Source organism: Streptomyces caatingaensis, assembly GCF_001187435.1.
Classification (GTDB): Bacteria; Actinomycetota; Actinomycetes; order Streptomycetales; family Streptomycetaceae; genus Streptomyces; species Streptomyces caatingaensis.
On record NZ_LFXA01000014.1, the window covers coordinates 1 to 15395 of the forward strand.

The 15395-nt window shown below is 75.7% G+C and carries 9 protein-coding genes; 4 read left to right on the plus strand and 5 right to left on the minus strand.

Translation table 11 applies throughout. The features are described from left to right. The coding region (locus AC230_RS20765; RefSeq protein ID WP_049717843.1) for an isocitrate lyase/phosphoenolpyruvate mutase family protein at nt 1–332 on the minus strand (332 nt) is incomplete at its 3' end. A gap of 271 nt (nt 333–603) precedes the next feature. After that, entirely contained in the window at nt 604–1128 is a 525-nt protein-coding gene (locus AC230_RS20770; protein ID WP_157868626.1) for a DUF4232 domain-containing protein, read from the minus strand. 557 nt (nt 1129–1685) lie between these two features. Between AC230_RS20770 and AC230_RS20775 the strand changes: the two genes are divergently transcribed. Genes AC230_RS20775 through AC230_RS20785 form a run of 3 tightly spaced genes read left to right on the plus strand, consistent with a single transcriptional unit; the run spans nt 1686 to nt 11581 of the window. Then, nucleotides 1686–9059 (plus strand): type I polyketide synthase, encoded by a 7374-nt coding sequence (locus AC230_RS20775; protein WP_049717844.1) that lies wholly within the window; start codon nt 1686–1688, stop codon nt 9057–9059. A 50-nt stretch (nt 9060–9109) separates the two neighbouring features. Further along, nucleotides 9110–10015, plus strand: a complete 906-nt coding sequence (locus tag AC230_RS20780; protein WP_049717845.1) for an alpha/beta fold hydrolase — start codon at nt 9110–9112, stop codon at nt 10013–10015. A gap of 6 nt (nt 10016–10021) precedes the next feature. Next, nucleotides 10022–11581, plus strand: a complete 1560-nt coding sequence (locus AC230_RS20785) for a CocE/NonD family hydrolase (protein ID WP_049717846.1) — start codon at nt 10022–10024, stop codon at nt 11579–11581. An 11-nt stretch (nt 11582–11592) separates the two neighbouring features. Here the strand turns inward: AC230_RS20785 and AC230_RS20790 are convergent, their stop codons facing one another. After that, the gene (locus tag AC230_RS20790; RefSeq protein ID WP_049717847.1) at nt 11593–12537 is read right to left on the minus strand and encodes an LLM class flavin-dependent oxidoreductase; all 945 of its coding nucleotides are present in this window, start codon (nt 12535–12537) and stop codon (nt 11593–11595) included. Between the two features lie 301 nt (nt 12538–12838). After that, the gene (locus AC230_RS20795) at nt 12839–13819 is read right to left on the minus strand and encodes an FAD-dependent oxidoreductase (protein ID WP_049717848.1); all 981 of its coding nucleotides are present in this window, start codon (nt 13817–13819) and stop codon (nt 12839–12841) included. A gap of 182 nt (nt 13820–14001) precedes the next feature. Between AC230_RS20795 and AC230_RS20800 the strand changes: the two genes are divergently transcribed. Then, on the plus strand, nt 14002–14481 hold the full coding sequence (locus AC230_RS20800) for a MarR family winged helix-turn-helix transcriptional regulator (protein WP_422125613.1): 480 nt from the start codon (nt 14002–14004) through the stop codon (nt 14479–14481). A gap of 177 nt (nt 14482–14658) precedes the next feature. Here the strand turns inward: AC230_RS20800 and AC230_RS20805 are convergent, their stop codons facing one another. Beyond that, nucleotides 14659–15252, minus strand: a complete 594-nt coding sequence (locus AC230_RS20805; RefSeq protein ID WP_053161314.1) for a hypothetical protein — start codon at nt 15250–15252, stop codon at nt 14659–14661. Between the last annotated feature and the right edge of the window lie 143 nt (nt 15253–15395).

Below are 15395 nucleotides of genomic sequence, written 5' to 3' on the forward strand. Positions count from 1 at the left end.
TCCAGGATCACCCCGGAGGCGCCCACCTGTTCCAGTGAACGCACCACGTGGCAGGCCGTCTCGGGGTCCACGTAGCCGTCGTCGATGTCCACGAGCAGGTGCTGGCGCGGGAACGCCTGGCGCAGCCGCTGGACGAAGTGGACGAGGTCGGGCCAGGCGATGAACCCGATGTCGGGCAGTCCGTAGTGGGAGGCGGCGAAGCCGAAGCCGGAGACGAACATGCCGTCGTAGTGCTGGGCCGCCACGGATGCGGAGAACATGTCGAAGACGCCTATGAGCGGGGTGGTGCCGTCGGCCTTTATCGCCTCGCGTAGCCGAGCCGGGTGGTTCACGGTACCCTCCGGGGTGAGTGGGGAACGCGCCGGCCACACTGCCGCCAAGCATCTGTGAACGGCCGGGGCGTGCCGATCCGTTGAGGACCCGGGTGTGCGCCGTGGCGACGGCGTGCACCCGGGTTCTTCGTGTGTGCGGTGGTGCTCCGGACCCGGAGATTAGTCAAGCAATGGTCATGGAGCAATGATCGGAAGGTAAAGTCCCGGGCGGTGCGATGCTTTTGCGCCGACTGTGCGGCCGCATGCGCGTGAGCCGCCCGGGCCCGGCGGGTCAGCCGCGCACCGGCACCCGGTGCGCCACCGCGGTGACGTGCAACTCCCCGAAATCAACGGTGTCGTCGAGCGGGACCGTACGGTAGGAGCGCGCGGCCGGCGGCGTCACCCGCAGGGACGCCCCCTTCTGCGCGTCCGTCCCCGTGTGCGTCCAGGCGACGACGGCCTGCGCGGCCTGCCCCGGCTTCAGCAGGACGAGCTGGTTGCCCGGGTCGTCCGCGTACCAGGTGGTGCCCCGCACCGTCGTGGTGGGCAGCGCCTTGTGCCGCGCGTCCTCCAGCCCCAGGCCGGGGTACCCGCGCAGCGCGCACGTGCGCCCCGTCGTGTTCCTGAACTCCAGCGTCCCGCCGGCGTGGTTCATCCCGCCGCCGAGCCGGTCGGCGAACGAGATCCGCAGGTCGTCCGTCCCGCACGTGGGCGTGGCCCGCCCGGCGGCCTGGACGGTCCCCGGCGCGGCGACGGCGAACGCGATCCCCACGGCCGCGGCCGCCCCCGCGATCCGCATGACGGTCTGACGTGTCACGAATACCCATCCTTTCCCCGGAGTTCACCCGTGTGTTCCTTGCCAGGGGGGCGCCTACCCGCGCCGGAGGGCGCGCGAACGCCCGCGCACCACCGCGCGTTCCCCGCCCTTCACCCCTCCGTCACGACGGACGGCGCGAAACGGACCTGCCCCCTCCACAGCCGTCCCCGCCCCCGCTACCCTGCTCCGCTCCCACCCCTCCCCTGCTCCACCAGCACCTCCAACACCCCGCGGATCCGCCCCCGGACCTCCTCGGCCCCCATGACTCCATCCGCTCCAACCACCCCCGGAGCCACCGGAATCCGCACACAGACCGCCTCCGCCACGGCGCCCCTGAACGGCGTCGGCCGGGAGGGCTCGCAGTCCGGCGTGGACGCTGGTGTGGGACGACCCGGGCCGACGAGCCGGGCCCCTATACCCCCTCCGCCAACTCCCATGCCTCCCGGGCGCCTTGACCACCTGCGCGGGTGGTGCGACCCCGTACGCCCTGTGCGTCACTCTCCGTGCCTGACAGGATCCTCCTCGTACGTGCCGGCCGTGTCCGCGGGGGGAGAGCCATGGCTCAGGACGACGATGTCATCGCCATCGTGGGCGCCGCCTGCCGGCTGCCCGGGGGGATCGAGGACCTGGCGGGGCTGTGGTCCGCCCTGGAGGCCGGCCGGGATCTGGTCACGATCGTGCCGGCGGACCGGTTCGACCCGGGCGCCTTCGTCGACGAACACCGGCGCCGGCCGGGCCGCAGCTGCACCCCGGCCGGCGGGTTCCTGGCCGACGTGGCGGGTTTCGACGCCGAGTACTTCGGCGTCTCCCCGCGCGAGGCCTCCCGCATGGACCCCCAGCAGAGACTCCTGCTGGAGCTGGCCGTCGAGGCGCTCGACGACGCGGGCATCGCCCCGGCCGCGACCGCCGGTTCGGACACCGCCGTGTTCATCGGCGTCTCCAGCCACGACTACGGGGACCTGCAGTCCGCCGACCCGGAGAGCGCCAACGCCTACTCCATGTCCGGCGCTGCCATGGCCAACACCGCCAACCGCCTCTCCCACACCATGGACTGGCACGGCGAGAGCATGGCCGTCGACACCGCCTGCGCCTCGGCCCTCACCGCCGTCCACCGCGCCTGCGAGCACCTGCGCGCCGGCCGCTCCCGCACCGCCCTCGCGGGCGGCGTCAACATCCTGCTCAACCCCTTCGGCTTCGTGGGCTTCTCCGCCGCCGCCATGCTCTCCCCGACGGGACGCTGCCGCACCTTCTCCGCCGCCGCCGACGGCTACGTACGCGCCGAGGGCGGCGGCGTCGTCGTCCTCAAACGGCTCTCCGACGCGCTCGCCGACGGCGACCGGCCGCACGCCCTCGTCCTGGCCTCCGGAGCCAACAGCGACGGCCGCACCCCGGGGATCGCCCTGCCCAACAGCGCCGCCCAGGAAGCCCTGTTGCGCGAGGTCTACGCCCGGGCCCGCGTGGAGCCCGACGACCTCGCCTACGTCGAGGCCCACGGCACCGGCACCCCCTCCGGCGACCCCATCGAGTGCGCCGCCCTCCACCACGCCCTGACCGCCCGCCGCACCAAGGGCCCCCTGCCCATCGGATCGGTCAAGAGCAACCTCGGCCACCTGGAGGCGGCGTCCGGCATGCCCGGACTGTTCAAGGCCCTCCTCGTGCTGCGCCACCGCCGGGTGCCGCCCACCCTGCACGCCGAACCGCTCAACCCCCACGTCCCCTTCGCGGACTGGAAGCTGGCCCCGGCCGTCCGCCCCCTCCGGCTCGACGCGACGCCCCGGCCCGTCGCCGGCGTCAACTCCTTCGGCTTCGGCGGCGCCAACGCCCACGTGGTCCTCGCCCCACCGCCCGACACCCCCGCGCCCGTACGGACCACCACTCCGTCCGCCCTGCCGGTGCTCGTCACCGCCCGCACCCCCGCCGCCCTCGCCGCGGCGGCCGCCCGCCTCGCCGACCGGCTGACCGGCCCCGACCGCCCCGACTTCCACGACGTCGTCCACACCCTGGCCCGCCGCCGCGGCCGGCACGAACACCGCGCGGTGGTCCTGGCGGCCGGCCCCGCCGACGCCGCCCACGGACTGCGGGCCCTGGCCGACGGCCGCGAACCACCCGCCGGTGCCGCCGCCGAGGAGGCGGTGACCAGGGGCAAGGTCGCGTTCGTCTACTCCGGAAACGGCTCGCAGTGGGCCGGGATGGGCGCCGACCTCCTGGCGACGGAACCCGTCTTCCGTACGGCCGTGGAGGAGGCCGACGCCGCCCTCCGCCCCCACCTGGGCTGGTCCGTACGGGCCGAACTGGCCGGCCGCTGCGCCCGGCCGGCCGACGCCGAGTTCTCCCAGCCCCTCCTGTTCGCCGTCCAGACCGGGCTGACCGCCCTGCTGGCCTCCCACGGCATCGTCCCCCGCGCCGTCCTCGGCCACAGCGTCGGGGAGATCGCCGCCGCCCACGCCGCGGGCGCCCTCGACCTCCCCTCCGCCGCCCTGGTGGTCGCCGCGCGCAGCCGCGCCCAGGCACCGACCGCCGGCCACGGCCGCATGGCCGCCGTCGGCCTGTCCGAGCAGGACGCCCGCGCCGAACTCGCCGCCCGCCCCGGCACCATCGAGATCGCCGGGATCAACAGCCCCGTGGACGTCACCCTCTCCGGCCCCGAGCACGACCTCCTGGCGCTCGGACGCGACCTCACGGCCCGCGGCGTCTTCCACCGCATGCTCGACCTCCACCACGCCTACCACAGCCGCGCCATGGACCCCGTCGAGCAGCCCCTGCGCGCGGCCCTCCGCGCACTGCGCCCCCGCCCCGGCACCCTCCCGTTCCTCTCCTCCGTCACCGGGGAACTCCTGCCCGGCGACCGGCTGGACGCCGCCTACTGGTGGCACAACGTCCGCCGCCCCGTCCTCTTCGCCCCGGCCGCCGAAGCCCTGCTCGACGAGGGCTGCGACATCCTCGTCGAGATCGGCCCCCACCCCGTCCTCACCCCCTACCTCAAGCGGACCGCCGCCCTCTGCCCCGAGCCCGTCGCCACCGTCACCACCTGCACCCGCTCCGGCGACGGCCCGGCCGAACTGCGCCGGGCCGTCGCCCGCGCCCTGGCCGCCGGGGCCGACGCCGACTGGACCCGAGCCCTCCCCGGCACCGGACGCGTGGTGGACCTCCCCGCCTACCCCTGGCAGCGCGAACGGCACTGGAACGGAGAGCCCGGCTGGTGGACCCGCCGCGGACACGGCCGTCCCTCCCCGCACCCCCTCCTCGGCACCCGGCTGCCGGCCGCCGAACCCGTCTGGTCCGGCACCCTCGAACCCGCCCGGCTGCCCTGGCTCGCCGACCACCGGGTGGACGGGGCCGTCGTCATGCCCGCCGTCGGCTACGCCGAGATGGCCCTCGCCGCCGTGCGGCAGACCGCCGGCGGACCCGCCGAGATCCACCACCTCACCATCGGCCGGCCCCTGCCCGTCCCCTGGGACGACGAGACCACCGCCCTGGAGGTCCAGGTCTCCCTCTCCACCGAGGACCGGACCCTCCGCGTGGCCGGGCGCACCGCCGGAACGGACGGCGACTGGCAGGAACACGCCCGCTGCCGCGCCCGCCGGCTGCTGCGCCCCGCCCCCGAGCCGCTCGACATCGACTCCGTCCTCAAGCGCGTCCACACCGACATCTCCGTGGACGAGGCGTACCGCACGGCCGCGGACCGCGGCCTGCACCTGGGGCCCGCCTTCCGCACACTCCACCGGCTCGTCCTGGGTGACGGGGAAGCCCTCTCCGCCTACCGGGCCACGTCCGACACCACCGGCCCCGGCACCCAGCCGGCCCTGATGGACGCCGGACTGCAGACGGCCTCGCACCTGACGGGCGTCATCAACGGACTCGACGCCCTCTACCTGCCGGTCGCCGTCGACACCATCAGCTCCTGGAACGACCTGCCGCCCGCCGGCTGGATCCACGCCCGCCGGCAGGGAACCGGCGAGCTGGAGTCCTGCTGGGACCTCACCTTCACCGACGACGACGGCACCGTCGCCCTGGAGATGACGGGCTGCCGGCTGCGCCGCGCCGCCGGCTCGGCCGCGCCGGTGCAGCGACTGGAGACCGTCCTGCGCGCGGCACCGCGGCCCGACGACGACGGCCGGCCGTCCCCCATGCCCGCCCCCGGCGCCCTGCTGGCGGCGACCGCCCCGCGCCGCGCCGCACTGGCCGCCGCGTACGAGCGGACACACCCCGCCCGCACGCGGGCCGCCGAACAGGCCGTGCGGGCCCACCTGTTCCTGCGCACGGTGACCGAAATCCTGCCCGGCGCCGACACGTTCACCGTCGAGAGCCTCCTGGCCGCCGGCGTGCGGCGGGAGCAGGCCGGAACCGTACGGCTGTTGTGCTCCCTCGCCGAGGAACAGGGCCTCCTGGAGCGGACCACCGCCGACGGCGACGCCCCCCGGTGGCGGCCGGCGGGCCCGCCCGATCCCGGCGCCGCGCTGCGCGCCGCCCTCACCGAGGGGCCGCCGCCCGACCCCGCGGCCCTGGCCCTCACCGCCCGGTGGGGCGAACGGCTGACCGGCATCCTCCGCGGCCAGGCGGCGGAGGAGGACGCCGAGACCGACCTGCACCTCGTCCGGCAGTGCCAGGAGGGCGGGGCGGAACGCCGGTTCCTCGACCGCACGGCCCGCGAGCTGGTGCGGGCGACGGCCGAGGCGTGGCCCGCGGACCGGCCCCTGCGGATCCTCCAGACGGGCACGTGCGGGGAGGCGGGCACGGCTGCCGGCGGGCTCACGGCCGAGCTGCTGTCCGTCCTGCCTCCCGACCGCACCCGGTACGTCCTCGGCGACGCCGCGCCGCCCTCCGGAACGCGGCCCCGGCCCCACACCCGGCACACCCTCGACCACCGCCGACTGGACCTGAACGCCGATCCGGCCGCCCAGGGTTTCACCGAGGGCGGTTTCGACCTCGTCGTCGCCGTCGGCCCGCCGGGCCGGGCCGCCGACCCGCGCCCCGCGCTGCGACGGTGCGCGTGGCTCCTGGCCGACGGCGGAGCGCTCCTGGTGCTCGACGGGCAGGACACCCCGGCCGGAGCCCCGGCCCGACGTCCCCACCCCCTCACCACCGCCGGGCTGTTGGAGGAGGCGGGCTTCGGCGACGTGCACGCGGTCACCCCCGGCCGTACGGTCCTCCTCGGCCGCCGCACCCCGCGACCCGCACCCCTCCCTCCCGCCGCCCCGCCCCCCGCCTCGCCGCCGCCGTCCCACTGGATCGTCGCCGCCGAGCGGCCCGACGACGCCCTCACCGGGGCCCTCGCGGCCGCGTTGGAGAAGTACGGCACGGTGAACGTCACGCGCCCGCCCGCCGGGGACGACGCGGACGGCGGCTGGGAGGCCGTCCTCACGGCCGAGGCGTCCCGGCGCCCGCACATCGTGCTGCTCCTCGGCGAGGACCCGGCCGCCGCCGACGACCCGCACGCCGCCCTGGACGAAGCCGTGACCCGCCTCGGCACACTGGCCGCGCTCGCCCGCCGCGACCGCTTCACCTCGGCGGCGCACCCGGCCCTCTCCCTGGTGACCCGGCCGTGCGGGGCCCTGCCCGCGCCCGAGGCCGCCACCCACCCGCGCGACGCGGCCGTCTGGGGCGCCGCCCGCACGTTCGCCAACGAACACCCCTCGGCCACCGTCCGCCGCGTCTCCCTCGAACGCGGCCCCGACCCCGAGCACGACGCCCGCAGGCTCGCCCGCGAACTGGCCGTCCCCACCGAGGACGACGAGGTGGTGCTCACCCCGGGCGGCCGGTTCACCCCCACGACCGCCCCCCAGCACCCGCCCGCCGGCCCGCCCGGCACCGGCGGCCCGGGCGCGTACCGGCTGGAGCTGCGCGAGCCCGGACTCTCGCCCCGGCTGGCCTGGACGGCGGAGGAACCCGTCACGCCGGACGCCGGCCAGGTGGTCATCGACGTCCGGGCCGCCGGACTCAACTACCGCGACGCGCTGTTCGCGGCCGGCCTCCTGCCGCCGGGCGCCGACCCCGACGCGGCCTCCGCCCGCGGGCTCGGGCTCGAATGCGCCGGCGTCGTCACCGCCGTCGCACCCGGAGCCGGCGCGTTCGCCCCCGGCGACCGCGTCTTCGCCATCACCCGGGGCGCCCTGGCCTCCGGCCCGGTCGCGGACGCCCGGCTGGTGGCCCCGATCCCCTCCGGAACGGACTTCGCCGCGGCCGCCACCCTGCCCGTGGTCCACCTGACCGCCCACTACGCCCTGAACCACCTCGCGCGCCTCGCCCCGGGAGAGACGGTCCTGGTCCACGGCGGAGCGGGCGGCATCGGACAGGCCGTCCTCCACGTCGCCCGGCACCGGGGCGCGACGGTGATCGCCACCGCCGGCACCCCCGCCAAGCGCGCCCTGCTGCGGCTGATGGGAGTCGAGCACGTCCTCGACTCCCGCGGACCCGGCTTCGCCGACGCGGTCCGCGGGATCACCGGCGGCCGGGGCGTCGACGTCGTCGTCAACTCGCTCGCCGGCGAGGGCCTCACCCGCAGCGCCGAGGCGATGGCCGCCGGAGGCCGCTTCATCGAGCTGGGCAAACGCGACATCTACGCCAACAGCCCCTTCCCCCTGGGGCTGTTGAGGGACAACCAGGCCTTCTTCGCCGTCGACCTCGCCCGGCTGCTCCGGGACCCGGGAACCCTCGCCGCCGCCTTCCGCGAGACGGCCGGGCACATCGCCGCCGGACACTACCCGCCCCTGCCGTACCGCCTCTGGCCGGCCCCGCGCGTCGACGAGGCGCTGCACACCCTCCAGCACTCCCGCCACCTGGGCAAGGTGGTGGTGGACCTGGGCGAACGCCCGCCCGTCGAAGCCGCCCCGCGCCCGGCCCGCCTCGACCCGGACGCCACCTACCTGCTGGCCGGCGGCCTCGGCGGCCTCGGCGCCGCCACGGCCGGCTGGCTCGTCGAGCAGGGCGCCCGGCACCTGGCCCTCGTCGGCCGCCGGGGCGCGGACACCCCGGGCGCCGCCGGCCTCGTCGCCTCCCTCGCCGCCGCCGGCGCCCACGTCACCGTGCACGCCGCGGACGTGACCGACGCCGGCGCCCTGGGCCGCGTCCTGGAGACCGCCGCGGCCGCCGGACACCCCGTGCGCGGCGTCGTCCACAGCACGATGGGCGTCGACGACGCCCCGCTCGCCGAGCTGACCCCCGAGCGCGTCCGCGCCGTCCTGGCCCCCAAGATGCTCGGCGGCATGCTGCTCGACCGCCTCACCGCCGGCCGGCGGCCGGACCTCTTCCTCGTCCACTCGTCCGTCGCCGCGCACGTCGGCAACCTCGGCCAGGCCCCCTACGCGGCCGGCAACCTCGCCCTCGAAGCCCTCGTCCGCGCCCGCCGGCGAGCCGGGCTGCCCGGCCTCGCGGTCGCCTGGGGCGCGCTGGCCGGCACGGGCCACGCCGCCCGCGACCGGCAGGTCACCGAGCGGCTCTCCCGGGCCGGCATCGGCACCCTGACCGCCCAGGAGTGCCGGGCCGCCGTCGAGGCGTGCCTGTCCGCCGGCACCACCCACCTCACCGCCGGACGCTTCGACTGGGAACGCGCGCGGCACGTCCTCCCCGCCCTGGACCGCCCCCGCTTCGCCCCCCTCCTGGCCTCCGGCGCGCACCGGCCCGACGCCGGCCCCGGGGAGCTGCGGCGGCGCGTCGCCGCCCTGCCCCCGGACGACGCGGAGGCCCTGGTGGCCGACGTCCTCACCGAGGAGCTGGCGGCCGTCCTGCAGACCGACGCCGGCCGGATCGACCGGGCCCGCCGGCTCGACCGCCTCGGACTGGACTCCCTCATGGCCGCCGAACTCGTCGTCGCCGTCCGCCGCAGGCTCGGCTGTTCCCTCCCGTCCGTCGAAGTCGTCCAGGCGGCGGGCGTCACCGACCTCGCCCGCCGCTCCCTGCCCAGGATCCTCACCGCCCCGGCCGGCCGCACATGACCCGCACCGGGCAAGGACCCGCACGAGCCGCACCCACGCCAGGAAGGCCCATGCACGAAGACCCCGCCGAGATCCGGAAGACCGCGTACGAGGGCTACCCGATCGCATGCCGCATCGTGCCGAGCACCGCGCCGCCGGACGGCCGGCTGCTCCCCGACCCCCTCCTGTTCGTCGGCGGCGCCTTCCAGAACAAGGACTCCTGGCTGGTCCACCAGCGGTTCCTCACCCCGTACGCCGACGTCATCACCGTCGACCTGCCCGGCACGGGCGACACCGGACGGCTGCCGGTCCGCCACGGCAGCGCCTTCTACGCCAGGGCGCTGGACCATCTGCTCACCGAGCTCGCCCGCCCGCGCGTCAACCTCGTCGGCGTGTCCTACGGCGCCTTCGTGGCCTACGGATTCGCGCAGCGCAGCCCGGAGCGCGTGGCGCGGATGGCGCTGTCGGGCATGTCCGACCGGCTGCCCGCGGAGATGCGCGCGGTGTGCACGCGCCTCGCGGGGCTGCTGAGGTCCGGGCGCACCGTCGAGTTCGCCGAGACCGTCCTGGCCCACATCATGCCCTCCCGGCCGTCCGGCCCGGCCGGCCGGGGCGAGGCGCTCGCGTTCATGCTGCGTTCCCAGTTCACCGGCCTCCCGCGCGGGACGGCCGAGCAGTACGCCGACCACTACGAGCGCGTCCTCGCGCACCCCCGGCTCCGCCCCGGCCTCCGGGACGTCCCGACGCTGGTGTTCACGGGCGAGCACGACGCCTGCACCCCGCCCGACGCCGGGCGCCGCGTGGCCGCGGCGATCCCCGGATCCCTCTTCGCGACCGTGGCCGACGCGGGCCACCTGGTCTGCCTCGAACGCCCCGAGGAGTTCTCCGAGATCCTCCTCCGCTTCTTCTCCGGCCGCCGGATCGACGAACTCCCGTACTGCGCCTGTGAACCGGGCGTCCCCTCACGGGCGGGCTGAACGGGGATGCGAACCGGCCGGATCAGAACGTTCCTCGGCATGGCGGCGGCCGTCGTCCTCCTCACCGTCTCCGCCGCGGCCGCGCCCGCCGCCGGACGGGCGGCGCCCGCCGCGCCACTTGTCACCGTCGTCCGGACGGCGCCCGGCGTGGGCCTGCGGACGGAGGTCTACCGGCCGGCCGGCCCCGGCCCGCACCCGCTGCTCGTGATGCCCGGTCCCTTCCTGGTGCCCGCCGAGGTCTACTCCCTCCGCGCACTGCGCTTCGCGGCGGCCGGGTTCGTCGTCGTCGCCTACCAGCCGCGCGGCTTCCTCGGCTCGGGCGGCACGTACGGCCTCGCGGGCCCGGCCGACGTAGCGGACGCCTCGAAGATGATCACCTGGGCGCTGGAGCACACCGCCGCGGACCCGCACCGCGTGGGCCTGTGCGGGGTCTCGTACGGGGCCGGGCTCGGTCTGCTGACGGCCGCCGCCGACCGGCGGGTGCGGGCGGTGGCCGCCCTGTCCGGCTGGGCGGACCTGCTCGACGTGACGTACGGGGGCGGCACGCGGAGGCTGCGGGTTCCGCTCCTCCAGGCCCTGATCGCCCTGGCCGAGGCCCGCCTCGACCCCGAACTCGGCCCCGTCCTGCGCGACTTGGCGACCAGCCCGGAACCGACCCCCGCCTTCCGCGCCTTCGCGCGGGCCCGTTCCCCGCTGACGTACCGGGACCGGCTCAACGCCAACGGCACCGCCGTCCTGATGGCGCACGGCTGGCTCGACCCCCTGGAACCCCCCAACGGGATCGGCGCGTTCTTCGACGGGCTCACGGTGCCCAAGCGCCTCGAATACCGGCGCGGGGGCCACGCGACCCAGGAGATCCCCGGGTTCGCCCTGCCCAGCGAGGAGTGGGCCGGCGCCCAGCGCTGGCTGGAACGCCGGCTCGGCGTCCGGAGCGACGGCGTCGGCGAGGGGCCGCCGGTGCTCGTCGAGGTCCGCGGCCACGGCCTCGCCCACCCCGAGGAGCGCTTCGCCCGCCCCTGGCCGGCGGCCACCGCCCCGCGGGCGCCCCGTCTGGAGCCGCTGACGGGCGCCGACCCCACGATCAACGCCTTCGCCGACTCCGGGGCGAACGGCGGGTCGTTGATGGTCAGCGGCCTCCTCGACCAGCTCCTCGGCATCTCCCCGCCCGCCCTGCCCCGGCTCCTGCCGCCCACCGCCGCCGCCGTCTGGCAGACGGCCCCCGCCCGCCACGTCCAGCGCCTCAGGGGCATCCCGGCCCTGCGGACCACGGTGACCCCCTCGGCCCCGGCGGGCACCTTCATCGCCTACCTCTACGACGTCACCCCCACCGGCACCGCCCAACTCATCACCCACGCCCCCTACTCGTTCGCCCACCACACCCCCGCAACCCCTCTCCACGCGCACCTCGACCTCTTCGCCACCGCCTACGACCTCCCCGCCGGCCACCGCCTCGCCCTCGTCATCGACGGCCTCGACCCCCTCTACCTCTCCCGCAACCGCCCCGGCTCCACGCTGACGTTCCACTCGGACCGGACGGAGCTGGTCCTGCCGACGCGGCCGGACTAGCCGACGGCTCGTCAACTGCCCGGGTTCCCCGGCCGTGCCGGGTGGGGGGATTGCTTCGCGACGGCTTCGCGTACGGCCGGGGCGATCTCGGTGGCCCAGCGGCCGACGGAGGCGGGGTCCGGCGTTCCGCCGCGGGGCGAGAAGAGCGTGAAGCCCGCGGCGCCGTGTTCCAGCACGGCGTGGGTGAGTTCCTCGGTCCACTGGGCGGTGGAGCCGCCGAGCCAGCGGCCGTCACGGTCGCGGGTGGCGGGCAGGGGACGGTCGGTGATGCGTCCGGGCAGGTTGAAGACGGTGCGGATCTCGCCCGGATCACGGCCCACGGCCGCCGCGGCCTCGTCGATGACCGGCCGCGAAGTGCGGTAGCGCTCGCTCTGCCAGTCGGCGGCGTGGCCGGGGATCCAGCCGTCGGCGACCCGGCCGGTGGCGGCCAGGGATTTGGGGCCGACGGAGCCGGTCCACACGGCGGGTGCGGCCACGGGGGCCGGTTCGATGTCGTTCACCCGGTAGTGGCGGCCTTGGTGGGTGACCGGTGGGCCGCCTCCGGACAGCTTCTTGACCAGGACGACGGCCTCTTCGAAGGCGTCCACGGCCTCGGCCGGTGTCAGGCGCGGCACGCCCATGTCGGCGATGCGGTCCCACCGTCCGCCGGCGCCCATGCCGAGCACGATGCGGCCGCCGGAGAGCGCGGACAGCGTCGTCACGGTGCGGGCGAGCATGGCCGGCGGCCGGGTCGGCAGGTTGGTGACGTTGGCGAAGCCGGCGATGTGCCGGGTGCGGCCGAGGACGAAGCCGATGGTGGCGTAGGCGTCCAGGCGCTCCCCGAGGTAAGGGTGGTCGGACAGAGAGAAGTGGTCGAGCCCGTCGCGGTCGGCCTGTTGCGTCATGCGCAGCAGCTCGGCCGTGTCCTCGACGACGCTGTGCGCGCCGAAGCCGAAGACCACTGGTGGTACGGACATTGCTCCGCCTTTCGTTCGATGCGGCGACGGGGCCGTGCCGCTGGTCGATGAGCTTGCAGGTATGGCTACCAGGCGTATGCCTCGGGCGCGGGCCTGGTCCCGTTCGGCGCGGGCGGCGGTGCCCTCCCGCCGCTTGCGCAGGAAGCCGCCGAGGACGCCGCCGTTCAGCGGGCCCCCCGGGACCACGCCGATGCCGTAGTGGCGGGCCGCGGGCAGCACCGATGTTCAGCGCGCATGGTGCCCAGGACCGGCCGGGAGACCGACGGGCCGCTGCGGCCGAGGCGGGTGTACTGCACGGCGGTCACCACCCTTGGGCGGCGGTCGGGCCGAACTGGCCGGTGAAGCGGCCGGTGAACAGATCCGCGCCCTTGAACTCGGCGACCGTCGAGGCCGGGGCGGCGAACGGGCCCTCGGGCGAGGGCAGTTGGCCGACGCCGCCGTTCGGGCCGAGCGGCAGCAGGATCACGGGGTGCCCCAGCGGCTGGTACGTGGCGGTGGGCGGCCTCCCGTTCAGCTGGGCGGTGATGTCCTGCGCGACCACCTCGGCGTGCTGCATCGCGTAGCCGGCCATCTTGGCCTCGGGGACATCGGTGAGGTCGCCGACCGCGTAGACGTGTTCGTGGTCCTGGACGGTGAGGCGTCCGGTCACCGGCACCCGGCCCTCGGGTGTACGGGGGGTGAGCTTGCCGTCGGCCAGATAGTCGCTGTTGACGGTGGTGCCGTAGGCGCGGAACCAGATGTCGGCGGTGATCGTCCCGCCCCCGGTGGTGGTGACGGTGACGGTCCCGGCCCGGCCGGACTCGGTGCTCGGCGGCTCCGTCAGGGCCGTGTCCAGGCGCACCTCGATGCCCTGGGCCGCCAGTCGGCGGTGCAGGTCGGCGACGACCTCCGGCCGGAAGCCGGGCAGCAGCTCCTTCGCCGGATCGACGATGGTCACGTGCTTGTCCGGCCAGACCTCCTTGAGCTCCCCGGCCAGTTCCAGCCCGACCGGGCCGGCGCCGAGGATCAGCACCCGCTGTGCCGGCAGCAGTTCCTTTCCGCCGGGATCGACGGAGACCGCGCGGTCGCGTATCACCGTGCCCTTCGGCAGCAGCGTCTCGAACGGGAAGAACGTGTTCGGCGCCCAGTCGGGCCGGGCCGGCGCCCGCAGCGATCCTGCCGCGTTGACGAAGTCCTCCCGCGGATCGATGAGCACGACGTCCGCCCCGGGCTCGGACCCGAGCGCCTTGGCGACCGCGGCGCCTCCGTAGCCTCCGCCGACGACCACGACCGTGCGACTCATGGCATGACCTCTCTCGACACGAAATCACGTTCGCTGTACGAACTTAACTAGTTCGCCTCACGAACCAGAAGGTAATAGTTCGCAGCGCGAACCGCAAGAGGTCTTCCGTGCCGGACGCCCTGACCTGCGGCCGTGGCGTGAGAGTTCACAAGTAGTTCGTGGCGCGAATGTATGATGGCGGCATGAGAAAACCCTCGGACGAGGCCATGGGAGTCGTCGCCGGACTGGTGCGGTCCTCGTTCCTGGTGGACGCGGTCTACAGCGAGTCCGCCCGGGAGTACGGCATCACGCACCAGCAAGGACAGCTGCTCTGTGTGCTGATGGCGCAGCCGTACGGGATGAGCGAACTCGGCGGGATGCTCCGGCTGGCGAAGTCCAGCCTGACCGGTCTGGTCGATCGCACCGCCCGGCGTGGCCTGGTGCGGCGCGAGCCGTCACCCGACGACGGCCGCGCGGTCGTGATCGCCTTGACCGAAGCCGGCGCCGAGCTCGCGGACGACTTCTCCACCGAGACCTGCCGGCGGCTCTACGCCCTCACCCGCTGCCTGGACCACACCGACCGCACCCGCCTGGCGGCACTGCTCGCCCGAGTGGTCTCGGAGAACGAGGTCCCCGCCGTGTTCACCGACACCGGCCCCGGCGAGCCGAGCGCCAGCGCCTGACCTCCTGCCGGAGCGCGGCGTCTCGCGCGGTGACCTTCGGCGAGGACGTCTGCCGCGCCCGCACCGGCAGCCTGCCCCGAGCCCTCGCGCCCTTCCGCGGCCCGGCGATCGGGCTCGCCCGCCTCGCCGGGTGGAGGCGGAACGCCGCCGCCCGCGACCACGCCCTCCCCTGCCCGTCTACTCCGCTTGGTTCCCTCCGGGCTCAGCCGCCGCCGGCGGGACCGGCGCCCGGAACTTCTTCTCCAGGTCCGCGCCGCGGATCACGCCCGCCGTGTGGTAGGTCAGGCCCCACGCGTCGATGGCCGAGGCGTCCGCGAAGACGCACATGGTGTGCAGGTGGTCGCGGTCGACGGGGTCGCCCTGGCGGATCCAGCCGCCGGTGTCCGACGCGCGGTCGCCGAATCGGGTGGTGCCGCCGAGTTTGGCGCAGTAGGCGGAGGAGGGGTTGCCGACGGGGTGGGTGGGGAGGGCGGGTTTGCGGAGGTAGGCGAGGGAGGCGAGGGTGGGGGCGTCGGCGGCGAGGGTGTCGGTGGGGAGGACGAGTTGGGTGTGGTCCTGGGCCGACTGGAAGTGGCAGAGTTCGCGGACCGCGCCGAGGGGCGTCAGGCGGGCGCCGTTGTCGTAGTAGGCGCGGTACGCCGCGGGGTGGCCGCCCTGCCGGGCGCACCAGGAGGCGGGGCGGGGCGCCTCGTCGGCCGTGGCCTGGGTGGTGAGCAGGAGGGCCGCGCCCGTGGCGAGGGACAGGGCGGCGGCCGTGGCGCGTGCTCGCATGAGGTCCTCCCGGGGGGCGGGTTCCGTACGGGACGGGGGACAAGCCTGGGGGAGGGGTGGCGGGGCGTCAACGGGCGCATTCGGTCAGTCCGTTCGCGGACCTGTGCGGGCCGGCCGGTTCGTATTGATCGTTTTGTATCGAA

Excerpts from the sequence above, each read along its gene's own strand:
- AC230_RS20775 (WP_049717844.1), top strand. The coding sequence starts at position 1,686 with ATGGCTCAGGACGACGATGTCATCGCCATCGTGGGCGCCGCCTGCCGG.
- AC230_RS20780 (WP_049717845.1), top strand. The coding sequence starts at position 9,110 with ATGCACGAAGACCCCGCCGAGATCCGGAAGACCGCGTACGAGGGCTAC.
- AC230_RS20785 (WP_049717846.1), top strand. The coding sequence starts at position 10,022 with ATGCGAACCGGCCGGATCAGAACGTTCCTCGGCATGGCGGCGGCCGTC.
- AC230_RS20790 (WP_049717847.1), bottom strand. The coding sequence starts at position 12,537 with ATGTCCGTACCACCAGTGGTCTTCGGCTTCGGCGCGCACAGCGTCGTC.
- AC230_RS20795 (WP_049717848.1), bottom strand. The coding sequence starts at position 13,819 with ATGAGTCGCACGGTCGTGGTCGTCGGCGGAGGCTACGGAGGCGCCGCG.
- AC230_RS20800 (WP_422125613.1), top strand. The coding sequence starts at position 14,002 with ATGAGAAAACCCTCGGACGAGGCCATGGGAGTCGTCGCCGGACTGGTG.
- AC230_RS20805 (WP_053161314.1), bottom strand. The coding sequence starts at position 15,252 with ATGCGAGCACGCGCCACGGCCGCCGCCCTGTCCCTCGCCACGGGCGCG.